The following is a 15,093-nucleotide window of genomic DNA, read 5'->3' on the forward strand; positions in this document are numbered from 1 at the left end:
CGGGAGTTTCGGTTAAAGTGGAGAGCTGGAGAGGAACCGGCTATTGAGTGATATTGCGAGCGAATTGGCGCGGGTGCGCGAAGCCTTCGACAAACCCACCCTGCGCCTGCTCGACCGCAAGTGGGCGCCATTCGTGCTCGCCGTGTTCAAGAGCTCGTTCAGCCGGGACCGACGCAGCGTGCCGTGCGAACTGCTGCACACCCAGGTGGATGCCTACCTCGCCGACCTCCGCAGCATCGGCATCGGCGCCCCAGAGAAAACCGGCCGGGCCCTGTGCGTGCAGTGGATGAACGACCTCTGGCTGTACCGCGAAGTGCGCGACACTGCTGACGGCAACCAGGAGCACTACTCGCTCACCAGCCACGCCCTCGAAGCCCTGCTGCTCGTTGACGGTCTCGCCCGGGATCGGGCGCTGATCAGCGAATCCCGACTCAGCACTATCGTCGACACGGTGCGCCACCGGGCCACGGAGGCCAACCCCGATCGTGAAGAGCGGGTGCGCCGCCTCGACCAGCAGATCGACGAGCTGACCAGCGAGCGCGATCGCCTGGCCGGAGGCGGCGACATTGCAGCCGCCTCGAACGAGCAGATGCACGAGGGCTACGCCGACCTCATCGACCTCATTCAGCAGCTGCCGAGCGACTTCAAACGGGTCGAAGAATCCGTCGCGGCCATGCACCGGCAGATCGTCAGCGACTTTCGCGGCGAGGAACGCCCGATCAGCGAGGTCCTCGACGGCTACCTCGCCAAAACGGATGCCCTCATGTCGTCAACCGCGGAGGGTCGGGCCTTCGAGGGCGCCTTTACCCTGCTGCGCAACGACACTCTCATGCAGGGGCTGAAAGCCGACCTCGAAACGATTCTGCTGCATCCGTTCGCCCTCGAACTGAGTTCTGCCGAACGTCGTAGCTTCATGAGCACGGTGACGCTGCTGCGCAAGGGCATCGACGACGTGCTCACCCAGCGCAAGGGACTCACCACCACCCTGCGCGAGCACATCGTCAACCACGACGTCGTGAAAGACCGCGAGCTCGAACGAGTGCTGCGGGACATCAACCGTGAACTCGCGACCTGGATGCAGACCGCAGGTCCCCGCTCTACCGTCACCGCCGAGCTCATGCCCGGCAGCCTCGACGTCGAACATCTGCGGGAGCGGTTCTACGATCCGGTCGCCCATCGGGCCCCGCCGGCGCTGATCGACGTGTCCGCCGCGGCGCCCGCAGCCCCGAGCCTCGGTGACCTGCGCCAGCAGGGCGGTCCGCTGCTCGAAGAACTGCGTGACGCTCTCGTGGCGGCTTTCGGCGCGGGTTCCGGTGCGGGGGAGGCGGCATCCGTTGGTGGCTTGTTCAACGGATTCGACGTGAGTCTGCGCCGGCCGGTGGAGATTCTCGGCCTGCTGCAGCTCGCCGCCCAGCTCAGCCAGACAACCGATTCGACCGGCCTGGAAAGCTTCGAAACGGTGCGACCGGATGGCTCGGTGCGGCTCTTCGACGTGCCCCGCCGTATTCTGACCGACGACGACACGGCGGCCCTGGCCGCTCAGAATTTGGGATACCAGCATGAATGACGAATTGTCGGACGACCTGGCGCGCGACCTGGAAAACACCGGGATCGACAGCGACCCGCGGAGCCTGTCGCTGTTCGAGGGCGATGAGGGCGGACTCAGCGTGGAGCAGCGCCGCACCCTTGTGTTGCTGCTGAAGCACCGCTACATCTCGGCGGCCCTGCAGCCGGTCGAATGGCAGACGCTGCTCGCCTCGCAGAGCCTGCTCAAGTCGCGCCTCAACGACGTTTTCCTAGACCTGCACGTCGACCTGCACTACGAGGTCGCGTTCAAGCGGCAGGCGGTTGCCGAGGGCGGCGAACGGTTTCCCACGCTGCTGCACGACGTCGCGTACACCCGCGAAGAGACCATTCTGCTCGTGCTGCTGCGCCAGCGGTTTCGCAGCGAACGGGCAGGCGGCCAGGAGATCGTGCTCGTCGACCGGGAGAACCTGGTCGAGAACGTCGCGCACTTTCGCCCGGACTACGCCACCGACCTCTCCGGCGACGCCCGCAAGGCGTCGGCCGCGGTCGACAGTCTCGCCAAGGCGCGGGTGCTGCTGAAGACCAGCGACCCTGACCGGTTTCGCGTTTCGGCGGTGATCGAGGTGCTTTTGTCGGTGGAACGTCTCGGCGAACTGCTCGACTGGTTGCGCGAAGAGAACGGCGACGCCACCAACGACGACCCATCGCTCACCGCCTCGCACCAGGAGCTGCTCGTATGAACGATTCCCCGCTGTTCTACATTGACGGTGCCACCGAGGGCACCACCCAGTGGCGGGCCGAATCGATGCAACTGGTGAACTGGGGCGGTTTTCACGGCCATCACGAGATAGATTTCGCGGTGCAGTCCACGCTCGTCTCCGGTGCGTCGGGAACCGGAAAGAGCAGCCTGCTCGACGCCTATCTGGCACTGATGATGCCCTCGGACACCCCGTTCAACGGTGCCTCGAACGACGCCGGTTCCGGCCGCGCGCGCAGCGTTGACCAGCGCAACCTGATGACCTACCTGCGCGGCAAGACCGACGCCAACCGGGAAGTCACCACCGGGGAGCTCACCGACCAGGTGCTGCGCGGCGCACACGAGGCCACCTGGGGCGCCATCGCACTGACCCTGATCGACGACAACCAGCGCCGATTCACCGTGCTGCGGGCCTACTTCGTGCCGCGCGGCGCCCACAAATTCGCCGACGTCACCATGAAAATGGCCACCACAGACGGATCCCTCGACCTGCGCGACCTCGCCTCCTGCGCCGAAAGTCGGTTCGACAAGCGCGTGCTCAAGGCCCGCTTCGAGGGCTTCGACGTGTTCGACACCTATGCGGCGTTCGCCCAGACCCTGTACACCCGGCTCGGAATCGGCGCGAACGGCGAGGGTGGCAAAGCACTGCGCCTGCTCGCCCGCATCCAGGCCGGCCAGCAGGTGAAAACGGTCGACGGACTCTACAAGTCGATGGTGCTCGAAGAGCCGGCGACCTTTGCCGCCGCCGACAAAGCGGTCGACCACTTCGAAGACCTCGAACGCTCCTACGGCGCCATGGTCACCGAGGCCCAGAAAGCCCAGGTGCTCGAACGCCTGCCCGACCTGCACCAGGCCTACGAAACGGCCACCGCTAAGGCCGACCTGGTCGACACCTTTGGCGTGCACCGCGCCGGGGACACCCCGTTCGTGCTCTGGCAGCTGCTCACCGAGCAGACCCTGCTCGAGGCCGCCGCCGATACCAACCGGGCCGCCCGCCGTGACAACCAGTCCGCCCAGATTCAGGCCCGCGACGCGGAGACCGCGCTCAAGACCCGCTTAGCCGAGCTGCAACAGCAGCAGCGCGACAACGGCGGCGACGTGCTCGAACGCCTGCAGACCGAACTCGTGCACCTCGGCAACCAGCACGACGACGTGGCTCGTGAGCGCGCCGGCTTCGACGACCGGGTCAAGGTTTTGGCCGTGCCGATCGATTCCGCCGCCGGCTTCGCGGCCGCCCAGCAGGGCGCTGACCGGTTTGCCGCTGGTTTCGCCGACGCCGAGGCCGCCCTGGAGGCGACCCGCTCGGCACTACAACGCGAGTCGTACCCGGTGGAGGAGGGCATCCGCTCACTCAAGCAGGAGCGGGCGTTTTTGACCGGGCGCGAAAGCCTCGTGCCCCAGTCGCTAGACAAGGCTCGGCTGCTGATCGCCGAGGCTGCCGGCATTGGCGCCGAGGAGTTGCCGTTCGTGGCCGAACTCATCGACCTCGCCGCCGGTGAAGAAGCGTGGCGGCAGGCCGCCGAGGTGATCCTATCGTCGGTCGTGCGCGTGCTGCTCGTTGACGAGACGCGGCTGGCGCACCTGAGCGCGGCGATCGACCCGTTGCAGCTGCCGCTGCGCATCCACTTTGAGGGGGTGGCGCTGAAGCCGCACGAGGCCGTGGCCGGCGACGCCCGGTACATGTCGGGCAAGCTCGACGTGAAGGATTGCCCGTTCAGCAGCTGGGTTCAGACGCGCCTTCGCTCGTCGAACCTCGACGCTCTGTGCGTGGCCGACCCGTCCGAGCTGGGTGGCGGGGGTGCACGGGTGACCCCGAGCGGGCAGACCCGCAACGGTTCCCGCGGAGCCCATGGCGCGAACAGCGGCCAGAAATCGATCATCGGTTTTTCCAGCCGGGCTCGGCTGGACGACATTGCGGTGGAGCTGGCCGCGCAGGGGCTGGCGGCCGACGCTGTCGCGGGGCGGGCATCCGCTGTGTCGGGGCAACTGGGTGAGCTGCGGGAACAGCAGGCCGCTCACCAGCACATTCTCGACACGGACTGGTCGTCGATCGACGTCGCTGCGGCCACCGCGCGCATTGCCGATAAGAAGTCCGAATACGAGCGGATGCGCTCCGGCAGCGATATCCTGCGCGCCCTGAGCGACGAAGAGGGCCGGCTCACCCTCGAACTCGACGCTGCCCAGAAACTCAAGCACACCACCGACGGGGTCGGTTCGGTGCTGGGCGAGGAGCAGGGCAGCATCGTCGACGCGCAGGACACGGTGAACGACCGACTCGAGCAGATCGAACGGGGCGAGGCCCTGACCCTGTCAGAGGAGCACGCCGCACACCTGAACGAACAGTTCGCGCTGGTTACCGACCGGAACGACCTCGCCGGTTTCCCTGGCGGCCTGAAGCGCCTGCGCGAGCGGTTGATCGACCAGTCGGCGCAGGATCGTGACCGCGCAGCCCGTGACCGGGCCACCATGATCGGCATCTTCTCGACCTACCAGGCCCGCTGGCCCGACCCGAATATCGGTGTCGCGCTCGAATCGGTCACGAGCTACACCGACATCCTCGACGCCATCCGCACCCTCGGCCTCTCCGAGCGTCGTCAGGAATGGAAGCGGCGGCTGTCGGCGTGGAGCGGCCAGGACCTCGTGCCGCTCACCGGCGCCTTCAACACCGCGATCGAAGAAATCGAAGACCGGCTGCGGCCGATCAACGAGATTCTCGCGACCCTGCCGTTCGGTGCGACCCGCGACCGGTTGCAGATCGCGCTGCGGCGGCTGCACCGGGACGATGCGACGGCCTTTCGCAAGGAGCTCAAGGTGCTTTCCTCGGGTGCGACCGAGCAATTCACCGATGACGAGACCGAAGACCGATTCACCCGGCTGCAGCAGTTCATGAGCCTGATCCGCCCTGGTACCGCTGAGACGCCTTCGCAGCGGGACCTGCTGCTCGACGTTCGGCAGCACGTGGAGATCACCGCCGTGCGCGTCACACCGGAGGGAGCCCGGGTCAGTACCTACTCGTCGCTCGGCGGCAAGAGCGGCGGCGAGTCGCAGGAACTCGTGGCCTTCGTCGTCGGCGCCGCCCTGCGCTTTCAGCTCGGCGACGAGAGCCGTACCCGGCCGCGCTTCGCCCCGGTGTTCCTCGACGAGGGATTTGTCAAATCCGACGCCGAATTCGCAGGCCGGGCCGTGGCCGCGTGGAAGGGCCTCGGCTTTCAGCTCATCATCGGAGCCCCGCTCGACAAGGTCACCGCCCTGGAACCGCACATGCAGCTGGTGCTGTCGATCACCAAGAACACGGCCACCGGCTATTCCTACATCACGCCGCTGGCGTCGCCGCAAGCCGCGGCCTAGCTGGAATAGCGGGAATAGACGGTGGCGTGTTTCGCCCTCGGCCGGACCGCCGCATCCACTTAGCGCAGGCTGTCCTTCGTGGCGGTGGCAGAAGGCCGTCCCTAGCATCGACGTAGAGACGCACGTTCAATCGGAAGAACCTGCGCCGAGACGATTCACCTGTGGGGATAATCATGTTTGACACCTTTTTCGGACTGCCCATGCATCCGCTCATCGTGCACGCGACCGAGGTCGTGGTTCCGATCGCAGCGCTGGTCCTGCTTCTGGCAGCAATCTGGCCGCGTTTTCGCCGCTGGGCCAAGCTGCTGCCGCTCGGGCTGACCCTGGCCGCGCTCGTACTCGTGCCGTTGTCGACTGAATCGGGGGAAGCCCTGGAGGAGCGGGTTTCCGAGAGCGCCCTCATCGATACTCACGCAGACCTGGCCGAGGGCTTGCTGCCCTGGGTGATCGGAATGGTCCTCATCGCCGCCGTGCTGTTCTGGTGGAACCTCAAGAAGGCACCCACGACCCGCGCGCCGAAGTGGGTCGCCATCGCCATCGCCGTTGCTGCGCTTGGGGCTTCGTCGGGCACAGTGGTGCAGGCCATTTTGATCGGTCACAGCGGGGCGACTGCCGTGTGGTCCGAAGACATGGGCACTCCGGCCCAATAGCGCAGTTCCGGCTCCAGTTACCTTGGCGACCTCTGGTGAGCCTTCCGGCCGTCAGGGTGCACCGGCCGAGGCGTAACATGTTTGCGTGTCGGTCATGCGTTCTTCTGACTGGAGCACACCCATCGACCGGCGCTTAGGACTGGAGGCAATCGTGACCAGCACGCGGCGGCTCCGTCGGAATCCCAGCTTTCGTAACCCCACCTTTTTCTCTACCTGGCTGATCTGGCTGGTCGGGTTCCTGGCTTTTCCGATCGCGGGTCTGGCGGGCACGGCGGTGGGCGGTCGGGTCAGTAATCCCGTCGCGGCCCTGATCGGCGGCGCGGTCTGTGGGGTTGTCATCGGAGTCGGTCAGGTGTTGGTCAGTCGGCGTCGCCTCGATCCGTTGATCTGGATTCCCTTGACTGGGATCGGCATGGGCGTCGGGCTGCTGCTCGGCTCGACCGTCGTCAACTATCGCACAACGTTGGCCGAGCTGGCCCTGATGGGAGCGATCACCGGGATCGTGCTCGGCGCGGCGCAGGCCGTGGGGTTGCCGCCACGCACGCGTCGACGCTGGCTGTGGGCCCTCGGTATGGCCGCGCTGTGGGCGCTTGGCTGGACCGTGACGACGCTGGTCGGCGGCAACGTCGAGGCGCAGTTCACGAATTTCGGCGCCATTGGAGCGGTCACCGTCACGGCATTGTCCGGGCTCCTCCTGCACCTGCTGCTGCCGTTTCACCCCGCCTCGGGTGTGTGGTTGCGTTCACACCCCATCACTAGCTCGACCTAGGTGGCGCACCCGAGTCACGGTGCCGGCTGTCGCGCCAGGCACCGGTGGCCCACAGTGCCCACAGGACGAGCAGGGGTTGAAAGGCGAGGCGGATGCCCCGCGACAGATCCGAATTCAGCCCGAACGAGTCCGTGGCCGTGACGAATTGCGAGATGTTGCCGGGAAAGATGGCCACAAAGAACGCGGCCACGGTCCAGCCGACAGCCACGCGCCAACGGTGCAGCGCGAGTAGTGCGAGTCCCAAGGCGATCTCGACGATTCCGGAGAGTACAACGACGAGGTCGGGGCCGAGGGGAACCCAGGAGGGAACCTGCGCCTGAAAAGCGTCACGATTGAAGGTGAGATGGCTGACTCCGGCCAGCAGGAGTAGGGTGCCGAGGGCCAGCTGGCCCAACAGTCGTGGCCACGAACGACGCGAGCGCGGGCCTGCTTCAAGAAGCTGAGAAGGGGTCATTGCATTGAGTGTAATTGTTCGACCGTCAACCGGCCCACGGCGACGCAGGTAAAGTTGGTCAGTCACGTCATGCGGGAACCAACCCGCGCGTCCACGAGTTGCGCTTCGATCGGGTCCACCGTGCCCGAGGCATCTGGCAATCGTGGAGACAGCATGTGCACCGATATCACCCTCAGCAGTTAGCCGGTGGCTACCGACCTATCAGGCGAGCGAAGAAGCCGCCGGTGGACTTCACCTTCACGTGTCCCTCGCAGCGCTGGTTGCGGGGCACGCCCTTCATAACCTGGTCGACGTGCTGGCCGCAGCCGGCCCAGGTGGTCTTCTGACAGGTCTTGCAGGTGACTGCTCTGCACATGGTGGGTGCCTTTCGTTGGGGAAGTATCTCTACACTATACCCTTGGGGGTATACAGAGAATTCACACCTGACGAACGAATGCTCCCGCCCCGGTCGGTGTATCGTTCGAGCATCGACCACGTGGCCGGCTGAACAGATCGAGAGCGGCGCAGCATGAGTAGTGAACCTCCTATCAACGACGTCACCGACGACGACATCGAGGTCACACACTCCAAATCCTGGGCCGCTGGCGTACCCGGCGTGCTGCACTCGATGGAGCCGGCGATCACCCAGATGGGCGCTGTGCGGGGCATGCGGGCGCTGCTGTCGATGAACCAGAAAGACGGGTTCGACTGCATGAGTTGTGCTTGGCCAGACCCTGACCATCGTAAGGCCTTCGAATTCTGCGAGAACGGCGCCAAAGCGGTCACCTGGGAGGCGACGCCGATCACCATCCCGACCAGCTTCTGGGCAGAGCACTCGCTCGCCGACCTGCGTGAGAAGAGCGAATACTGGCTCGGAATGCAGGGCCGGCTGGTCGAACCGGTCTACAAACCGGCCGGCAGCGACCACTACCGCCCGGTCAGCTGGCCCGAAGCCTTTCGGGTGATCTCCGCCAAGCTCAATGCCCTGGACTCACCCGACCAGGCCGCGTTCTATACCAGCGGCCGCGCCTCCAACGAGGCCGCGTTCGCCTACCAACTGTTCGCTCGCGCGTACGGCACCAACAATCTGCCCGACTGTTCCAACATGTGTCACGAGTCCACCGGCTGGGCCATGGGTCAGACCGTCGGTATCGGCAAGAGCACGATCAGCTATGACGACTTCGCCAAGTCCGACCTGATCATCATCATGGGGCAGAACCCCGGCACCAACCACCCGCGCATGCTCACCGCGCTCGAAGAGGCGAAGGACGCTGGCGCCCAGATCGTCGCGGTCAACCCGCTGCCCGAGGCGGGCCTTCGCCGCTACAAGAACCCACAACGAGTGCGCGGGGTCATCGGCCACGGCACCGACATCGCCGACCAGTTTCTGCAGATCCGCATCGGCGGTGACATGGCGCTGCTGCAGGCCGTCTCCAAACGGGTGCTCGACGCCGAAGATGCCAGCCCCGGAACCGTGCTCGACCAGGCCTTCCTCGATGAACACTGTCACGGACTGGCCGAATTGCGCGAGCATCTCGCCCAGCTGGACGAGCGGATGGTGCTGGCCTCGACGGGCCTGCGCGCGGCCCAAATCGATGAACTGGCGAAGCGGTATATCAGCGCCGATCGGGTGATCATCACCTGGGCGATGGGGCTCACCCAGCAGAAAAAGGGCGTCGTGACCATCAAGGAGATCATCAACCTGCTGCTGTTGCGTGGCAACATCGGCAAGCCCGGTGCCGGCGCCTCGCCGATTCGCGGCCACAGCAACGTGCAGGGCGACCGCACCATGGGCATCTGGGAGCAGATGCCGCCGGCCTTCCTCGACGCACTGGAAAAAGAGTTCGGCTTCAATCCGCCGCGCAAGCACGGTGTGGACTCCGTCGACGGGGTTCGCGCCATGCGGGACGGAAAGATGAAGGTGTGGATGGGCCTTGGCGGCAATTTCGTCGCAGCCATGAGCGACACCGGCATTGCCGAGGCTGCCATGGCGCGCACGGAGATGAGCGTGCAGATTTCCACCAAGCTCAACCGGTCGCACGCCGTGACCGGCGAGGAGGCTCTGATTTTGCCGACCATGGGCCGCACCGAGATTGACGAGCAGGCCACTGGGGAGCAGTTCGTCTCGGTCGAAGATTCGGTCTGCGCGGTGCATCCGTCCTGGGGCAAGCTCAAGCCGGTCTCGACGAACCTGCTCTCCGAGGTCGCGATCATCTCGCGCCTGGCCCGGGCGGTACTCAGCGACAAGGTGGCGGTGGACTGGGCCGGTTTCGAGGCCGACTACGACCTGATTCGCGAGCATATCTCGCACGTCGTGGGCGGCTGCGAAAACTACAACGAGCGCATCCGTCAGGAGGGCGGTTTCGTGCTGCCGAACGGCCCGCGCGACTCCCGCACCTTCAACACTCCCACCGGCAAGGCCATGCTGACCACGAACACGCTGGAGCACCTCGAGGTGCCGCCCGGGCGTCTCGTGCTGCAGACGCTGCGCAGCCACGACCAGTTCAACACCACCATCTACGGCCTGGACGATCGCTACCGTGGCATCAAGAAGGGTCGGCACGTGGTCTTCATCAACAAGAAAGACCTGATCAATCTCGGCTTCAGTGACGGCGACCTGGTCGACGTGCACAGCGAGTTCAGCGACAACGTCGACCGGGTGCTGCGCGGCTACCGGCTGGTCGCCTACCCGACGCCGCGCGGCTGCGCTGCCGCGTACTATCCGGAGGCGAACGTGCTGGTGCCGCTCGACAGCGTTGCCGACGGCAGTAACACGCCGGTGTCGAAGGCCGTCATCATTCGATTGGAGCCTGCTGCCCAGTCGTGAAAGCTAGTGTGCCCATGGTTACTGAGCAGTATTGACCCAGCCGGCCTCGTCGGGGTTCTCCTCCGCGGGCTGCCGGCAGACGTCGAGCACGATCTCCGCTGCCCGGGCGATCGCTAACTGCGAGGCTATCGTCGAGTTGGCTGCGGCGAGGCCTGCGGCGTAGCCGACGACGAAGGTGGTGATCGGGGCGGCCATGGGGCTGACAGCGTGAGCAGCCTCATCGGCGACGTTGAGAATGAGGTGGTTGTCCAGTTCCAGGTCCAGAATCTGCAGGGCCTGGCTGAGCCGGCGGGTCCACTGCTGGAGGATCTTTTCGTCTACGGCGTTATGCGTCACAGCAGCTCCTTGAGTTGTCGGGTCTCACGTGTCGGATGCATCGGATGCTTAGCTGATCTGAGGGTACCCTCGCCGGAGAATTCTGTGCAACGAAATAGTGCCGACCGCGCGTTACCAACCCATCGTGCCCGCGGCCCCCTTGAACGGTCCGGCGATTTTTGCCGTGATCCAGCCGCCGTAGTAGTCACCCTCCTGCGCGCGCACGGTTTCACCGTCAACGGTGCAGCGCGCCATGGCTCCCGGGTAGATAGCCACCCGGTCCGCCAGCGTTTCGAAGCCTGCGGTCGGCGTGGGATAGAACCAGGCGGCCCGGGCGCTTGAACCGACGGTGAGGTAGCCGGCGACGCCCTTGTATTCGCAGTAGCTGTGGCCCGGTGCGGGTTGCAGCAGGCCAGGGTCGAACGCCGTGCGCGGCAGGTAGTACACCGGGGGATGGCTGGTTTCCAGCACCCGCACCACGTCGGTTGTGTCGGCGATCGTCACGCCGTCGAGTTCGATCGTGACGTGCTCACCGGTGTGTTCGACGCGCGGCGGTCGCGGGTAGTCCCAGACGGATTCCTGGCCCGGGCGGAGGGGATCGCGTTTCACTCGCTCATTCATGACCCGATGCTAGAACGGTAACCTGCGAAGTCAGCTGTCAGTTCTGTGGGGGCGCAGGTTTCGGGGACGCAGAGCGACCACGGTCAGCGCGGCGGCCAGCACCGCGAGACCGGCGACCATGCCGACCGTGCCGCCCCAGCCCCACTGCACGAAGAACACGCCGCCCAGCCAGCCGAACAGGCTCGATCCGGCGTAGTAGGACAGGTTGTACAGCGATGATGCCTGAGCGCGACCGACCATGGCCTCGGCGCCGGTCCACCCGGAGGCCACGGCGTGCGCGGCAAAGAAGCCGGCCGTGGCCAGCACGAGGCCGAGCAGAACGACCACGAGCACGCTCGACAGGGTTAGAAGTACGCCCACTGTCATGCAGGCGAGCGAGCCGAGCAGAATCGACCAGCGTCCGAATCGGGCAGCCAGGATGCCGGCCTGGGCCGACGACCAGGTGCCGGCGAGGTAGGCCACGAAGACGAGACTGATCAGGGCTTGTGGAAGGTTGAAAGGGTCGTGGGCTAGGCGAAAACCGAGGTAGTTGTAGAGGGCAACGAACCCGCCCATCAGCAGAAACCCCTGGGCATAGAGCGCGAGCAGGCGCGGTGACTTGAGGTTGGCGCCGAGTAGCCTGACCAGGCTGAGATCCGTGCCGCGTTCGCGTGCCCGGCGCGGCACAAAACCGCGAGGCGCCGGAATCAGACTGATGAACAGCACGGCCGACACCGCGCAGAGCACGCCGACGGTGAAAACGCCGACCCGCCAGTTGGTCAGTTCGGTGACCGGCCCGGCCACGAGACGCCCGAGCAGTCCACCGATCGAGGTGCCGGCCACGTAGGTGCCCGCCGCACGGGCGGCGTGCCTTGGTTCGATCTCCTCGCTCAGGTAGGCGATCGCGATCGCCGGCACCCCGCCGAGCATCAACCCTTCGACGAAACGGCCGGTGAGCAACAGCGAGAAGGTGGGCGCGAACGGCACCAGCAGCCCGAACACCGTGGCGGCGATCACCGCGATCGACATGGCCCGCACCCGGCCGAGCCGGTCGGCTACGAGCGACCAGGGAATCACGCCGATGGCCAGGCCGAGTGTCGATGCGGAGATGACGAGGGCGGCATCCGCTGCGCTGACCCCCACGTCGCCGGCGATCTGGACGAGCACAGCCTGGGGCGAGTAGAGCTGGGCGAACGTGGCGATGCCGGCGAAGAACAGTCCGGCGAGCAGTTTGCGGTAGTCGGAGCTGCCGTGCGAGTGCCCGTTCCAGCTCGAGGATGACGCCGCCCGGCCCGGGTGCGCGGGCGTCATCTGCGGGTGGTCAGGACTGGGGGCACTCGTTCAGAGTACCCGGCTGCGCCGCACCCACCGTGACGAATCTGGCTACAGTGTGCGCATGAGTCCTGATGCGGTAAATCTGACGGTTGACGGCCCGCACGGTGCGCGCGAGGTGCGCCTGTCGAGCCCGGCCCGGGTGCTCTGGCCCGAGCCGGGAATCACCAAACTCGACCTCGCCCAGTACTTCATCGACGTGGGGGAGGCGTTTGTTGGGGCCAACGGTGACCGTCCGGTGTCGCTGCAGCGCTTCAGTGGCGGCATCGACGGGGAGCAGTTCTTCTCCAAGAACCCGCCGAAGGGCGCACCGGACTATGTGCGGGCCGTACCCGTGGTCTACCCGAGCGGGCGCACGCATCCGCAGCTCGTGCTCGACGAACCGGCCGCCGTGGTGTGGGCGGTGCAGATGAACACGATCGTGTTCCACCCCTGGCCGTCCCGGGCCGAACTCCCCGATAATCCCGACGAACTCCGCATCGACCTGGATCCGCAGCCGGGAACCGATTTCGCCGATACCATTCCCGTCGCCGTGGAACTGAAGAACCTGCTCGCCGAAGCCGGCCTGACGGCGTTTGTGAAGACATCCGGTAATCGCGGGCTGCACGTCTTCGCGCCGATCGAACCCACCCGCGAATTTCTCGACGTGCGGCACGCGGTCATTGCGGCCGCGCGCGAACTGGAACGACGGATGCCCGAGACGGTCACCACGAACTGGTGGAAGGAAGAGCGGGGCGAGCGCATCTTCATCGACTATAACCAGGCCAACCGCGATCGCACCATGGCCGGCGCGTACAGCCCCCGGCCGCTGCCGCACGCTCCGGTCTCCTGCCCGCTGGAGTGGAGCGAACTCGCCGGGGCCGACCCGCGTGCATTCACGATTCTGACGGTTCCGGATCGACTGCGGAGCCAGGGCGACCCGTGGGCGACGATGCATGGGCACCCCGGCACCATCGACACCCTGTATTCGTGGTGGGAACGCGATCTGTCCAACGGGCTCGGCGAACTGCCCTTTCCGCCGGACTTTCCGAAGATGCCGGGGGAGCCGCCGCGCGTGCAGCCCAGTCGCGCCAGGAAGCCCGGCTAGCCCGCCGCCCGAGCCCGCGGTCAGTTCGCTATGCGCTCGAATGGCAGGGGCGGCTCCGGCGGGGTGCCAGTGCCGAACGGGTGCCCGCCGAGGTCGGCGCGAGCGTGCGGGGCCAGCCAGGCTGCGGCATCCGGTCCCTTAGGCACGATGCCGCTCGGGTTGATGTCCACGTGGGTCACGTAATAGTGTTTTTTGATCTGGTCGAAGTCGATGGTGTCGCCGAACCCGGGGGTCTGGAACAGGTCGCGGGCGTAGGCCCACAGCACCGGCATCTCGCTGAGCTTGTTGCGATTGCACTTGAAATGCCCGTGATAGACCGAGTCGAACCGGGCCAGGGTGGTGAACAAACGGATGTCCGCCTCGGTTATCGTGTCGCCCACGAGATACCGCTGCCCGGCCAGGCGCTGTTCGAGCCAGTCGAGCCGCGCGAACAGGGCGTCGTAAGCCCGCTCGTAGGACTTCTGGCTGCCGGCGAAACCGCACTTGTAGACGCCGTTGTTCACGTCGTGAAAGATCAGGTTGGCGACCTCGTCGATCTCGGCCCGCAGCACCTCGGGGTAGAGGTCGGGGGCGCCGGGACGGTGGTACTGCGTCCACTGCGTCTCGAAATCGAGGGTGATCTGCGGGTAGTTGTTGGCGACGACCTTACCGCTTGGCACATCGACGATCGCCGGCACGGTGATGCCGCGGGGATAGTCGGGAAAGCGGGCGAAGAAGGCCTGCTGCAGGCGTTCGATGCCGAGCACCGGGTCGAGGCCGCCGGGGTCGAGGTCGAAGGTCCAGCTGTTCTTGTCGTGCGTGGGGCCGGGCAGACCGAGCGAGATCACACCCTCAAGGCCGAGCAGGCGGCGCACGATGGTGGTGCGGTTCGCCCAGGGACAGGCGCGGGCCGCGACCAGGCGGTACCGGCCCGGTTCGACCGGCCAGCCGTCCCGGCCGTCCTGGGTGATGCGGTCTTCGATGTAATTGGTGTCGCGGTTGAAATCCAGGCCGGGCGTGATGTAACTGGGGTCGAGGCTCATGCGTCCACGCTACGCGCTGCCGGGCTCCGCTGTAAGTTCGGCCGTGAGTTCGGCCGTGATCTCCGCGTCGGTGCGTGCGTCGATGATGCCCCACATCATGTGGGTGGGGCCGCTGCTATCGCTCGGTTCCACCCGCGGCCGGCTGGCCCAGCCGCGGGAGACGGCGGCAGCACCGAGTTGCGCGAGCGAAGCCGCGACGCGGTTCTTGCGAATCTTGCCGGCCAGCACGCTGCCGTCGGGCGACTGACGCCAGCCTCGCTTGGCGGCGATCACCCGTCCGATCTCTTCGTCGGTCAGCCAGCGCGAAAAACTGCGGGTGGGCGGGTCGATGGCAATCAGCTTCATGCCCACACTGTACCCGCCTCCGCACCGTGAGCACGCCGAGCAATACGGCGACGCTGTCGGAAAAATCTGTGCCCCGAGCTG

The 15,093-nt window shown here is 66.1% G+C and carries 14 protein-coding genes; 7 read left to right on the forward strand and 7 right to left on the reverse strand.

Annotated features, from left to right (window positions below; all coding sequences use genetic code 11):
* Positions 1 to 43: 43 nt before the first annotated feature.
* From CXY78_RS18330 to CXY78_RS18350, 5 genes are all read left to right on the forward strand, one after another.
* On the forward strand, positions 44 to 1,567 hold the full coding sequence (locus CXY78_RS18330; protein ID WP_158253345.1) for a DUF3375 family protein: 1,524 nt from the start codon (positions 44 to 46) through the stop codon (positions 1,565 to 1,567).
* Positions 1,560 to 2,267 (forward strand): DUF4194 domain-containing protein, encoded by a 708-nt coding sequence (locus CXY78_RS18335; RefSeq protein WP_092339632.1) that lies wholly within the window; start codon positions 1,560 to 1,562, stop codon positions 2,265 to 2,267. Before CXY78_RS18330 ends, CXY78_RS18335 begins: the two co-directional genes overlap by 8 nt.
* Positions 2,264 to 5,632 (forward strand): ATP-binding protein, encoded by a 3,369-nt coding sequence (locus tag CXY78_RS21920; protein WP_104090578.1) that lies wholly within the window; start codon positions 2,264 to 2,266, stop codon positions 5,630 to 5,632. Before CXY78_RS18335 ends, CXY78_RS21920 begins: the two co-directional genes overlap by 4 nt.
* Before the next feature lie 173 nt (positions 5,633 to 5,805).
* Positions 5,806 to 6,282, forward strand: a complete 477-nt coding sequence (locus CXY78_RS18345; RefSeq protein WP_104090579.1) for a DUF2231 domain-containing protein — start codon at positions 5,806 to 5,808, stop codon at positions 6,280 to 6,282.
* Between the two features lie 94 nt (positions 6,283 to 6,376).
* On the forward strand, positions 6,377 to 7,051 hold the full coding sequence (locus tag CXY78_RS18350; RefSeq protein WP_134505354.1) for a hypothetical protein: 675 nt from the start codon (positions 6,377 to 6,379) through the stop codon (positions 7,049 to 7,051).
* Here CXY78_RS18350 and CXY78_RS18355 read toward each other — a convergent pair.
* Entirely contained in the window at positions 7,038 to 7,505 is a 468-nt protein-coding gene (locus CXY78_RS18355) for a hypothetical protein (RefSeq protein ID WP_092339636.1), read from the reverse strand. The two genes, CXY78_RS18350 and CXY78_RS18355, sit on opposite strands and share 14 nt — an antisense overlap.
* Positions 7,506 to 7,695: 190 nt before the next feature.
* Positions 7,696 to 7,860: a hypothetical protein gene (locus CXY78_RS21285; RefSeq protein WP_092339637.1), complete on the reverse strand. Its 165-nt coding sequence runs from the start codon at positions 7,858 to 7,860 to the stop codon at positions 7,696 to 7,698.
* Between the two features lie 153 nt (positions 7,861 to 8,013).
* Here CXY78_RS21285 and CXY78_RS18360 point away from each other — a divergent pair, with 153 nt between their 5' ends.
* Complete coding sequence (locus CXY78_RS18360) at positions 8,014 to 10,311, forward strand: FdhF/YdeP family oxidoreductase (protein ID WP_104090581.1); 2,298 nt, start codon at positions 8,014 to 8,016, stop codon at positions 10,309 to 10,311.
* Between the two features lie 18 nt (positions 10,312 to 10,329).
* Here the strand turns inward: CXY78_RS18360 and CXY78_RS18365 are convergent, their stop codons facing one another.
* The 3 genes from CXY78_RS18365 to CXY78_RS18375 form a co-directional block, all read right to left on the reverse strand.
* Positions 10,330 to 10,647: a DUF6457 domain-containing protein gene (locus tag CXY78_RS18365; RefSeq protein WP_092339639.1), complete on the reverse strand. Its 318-nt coding sequence runs from the start codon at positions 10,645 to 10,647 to the stop codon at positions 10,330 to 10,332.
* Positions 10,648 to 10,758: 111 nt separating this feature from the next.
* On the reverse strand, positions 10,759 to 11,247 hold the full coding sequence (locus CXY78_RS18370; RefSeq protein WP_092339640.1) for a DUF427 domain-containing protein: 489 nt from the start codon (positions 11,245 to 11,247) through the stop codon (positions 10,759 to 10,761).
* Between the two features lie 30 nt (positions 11,248 to 11,277).
* Entirely contained in the window at positions 11,278 to 12,537 is a 1,260-nt protein-coding gene (locus tag CXY78_RS18375; protein ID WP_104090582.1) for an MFS transporter, read from the reverse strand.
* Between the two features lie 85 nt (positions 12,538 to 12,622).
* Between CXY78_RS18375 and ligD the strand changes: the two genes are divergently transcribed.
* Positions 12,623 to 13,645, forward strand: a complete 1,023-nt coding sequence (gene ligD, locus CXY78_RS18380) for a non-homologous end-joining DNA ligase (protein WP_104090584.1) — start codon at positions 12,623 to 12,625, stop codon at positions 13,643 to 13,645.
* 20 nt (positions 13,646 to 13,665) lie between these two features.
* On the opposite strand, the gene CXY78_RS18385 is transcribed toward ligD, so the two are convergent.
* Together CXY78_RS18385 and CXY78_RS18390 are read right to left on the reverse strand one after the other, a co-directional pair.
* Positions 13,666 to 14,667: a glutathione S-transferase family protein gene (locus CXY78_RS18385; RefSeq protein WP_104090585.1), complete on the reverse strand. Its 1,002-nt coding sequence runs from the start codon at positions 14,665 to 14,667 to the stop codon at positions 13,666 to 13,668.
* A 9-nt stretch (positions 14,668 to 14,676) separates the two neighbouring features.
* Positions 14,677 to 15,012, reverse strand: a complete 336-nt coding sequence (locus tag CXY78_RS18390; RefSeq protein ID WP_104090587.1) for a hypothetical protein — start codon at positions 15,010 to 15,012, stop codon at positions 14,677 to 14,679.
* Between the last annotated feature and the right edge of the window lie 81 nt (positions 15,013 to 15,093).

It is taken from the genome of Cryobacterium sp. N19, from assembly GCF_002929595.1.
Classification (GTDB): Bacteria; Actinomycetota; Actinomycetes; order Actinomycetales; family Microbacteriaceae; genus Cryobacterium; species Cryobacterium flavum.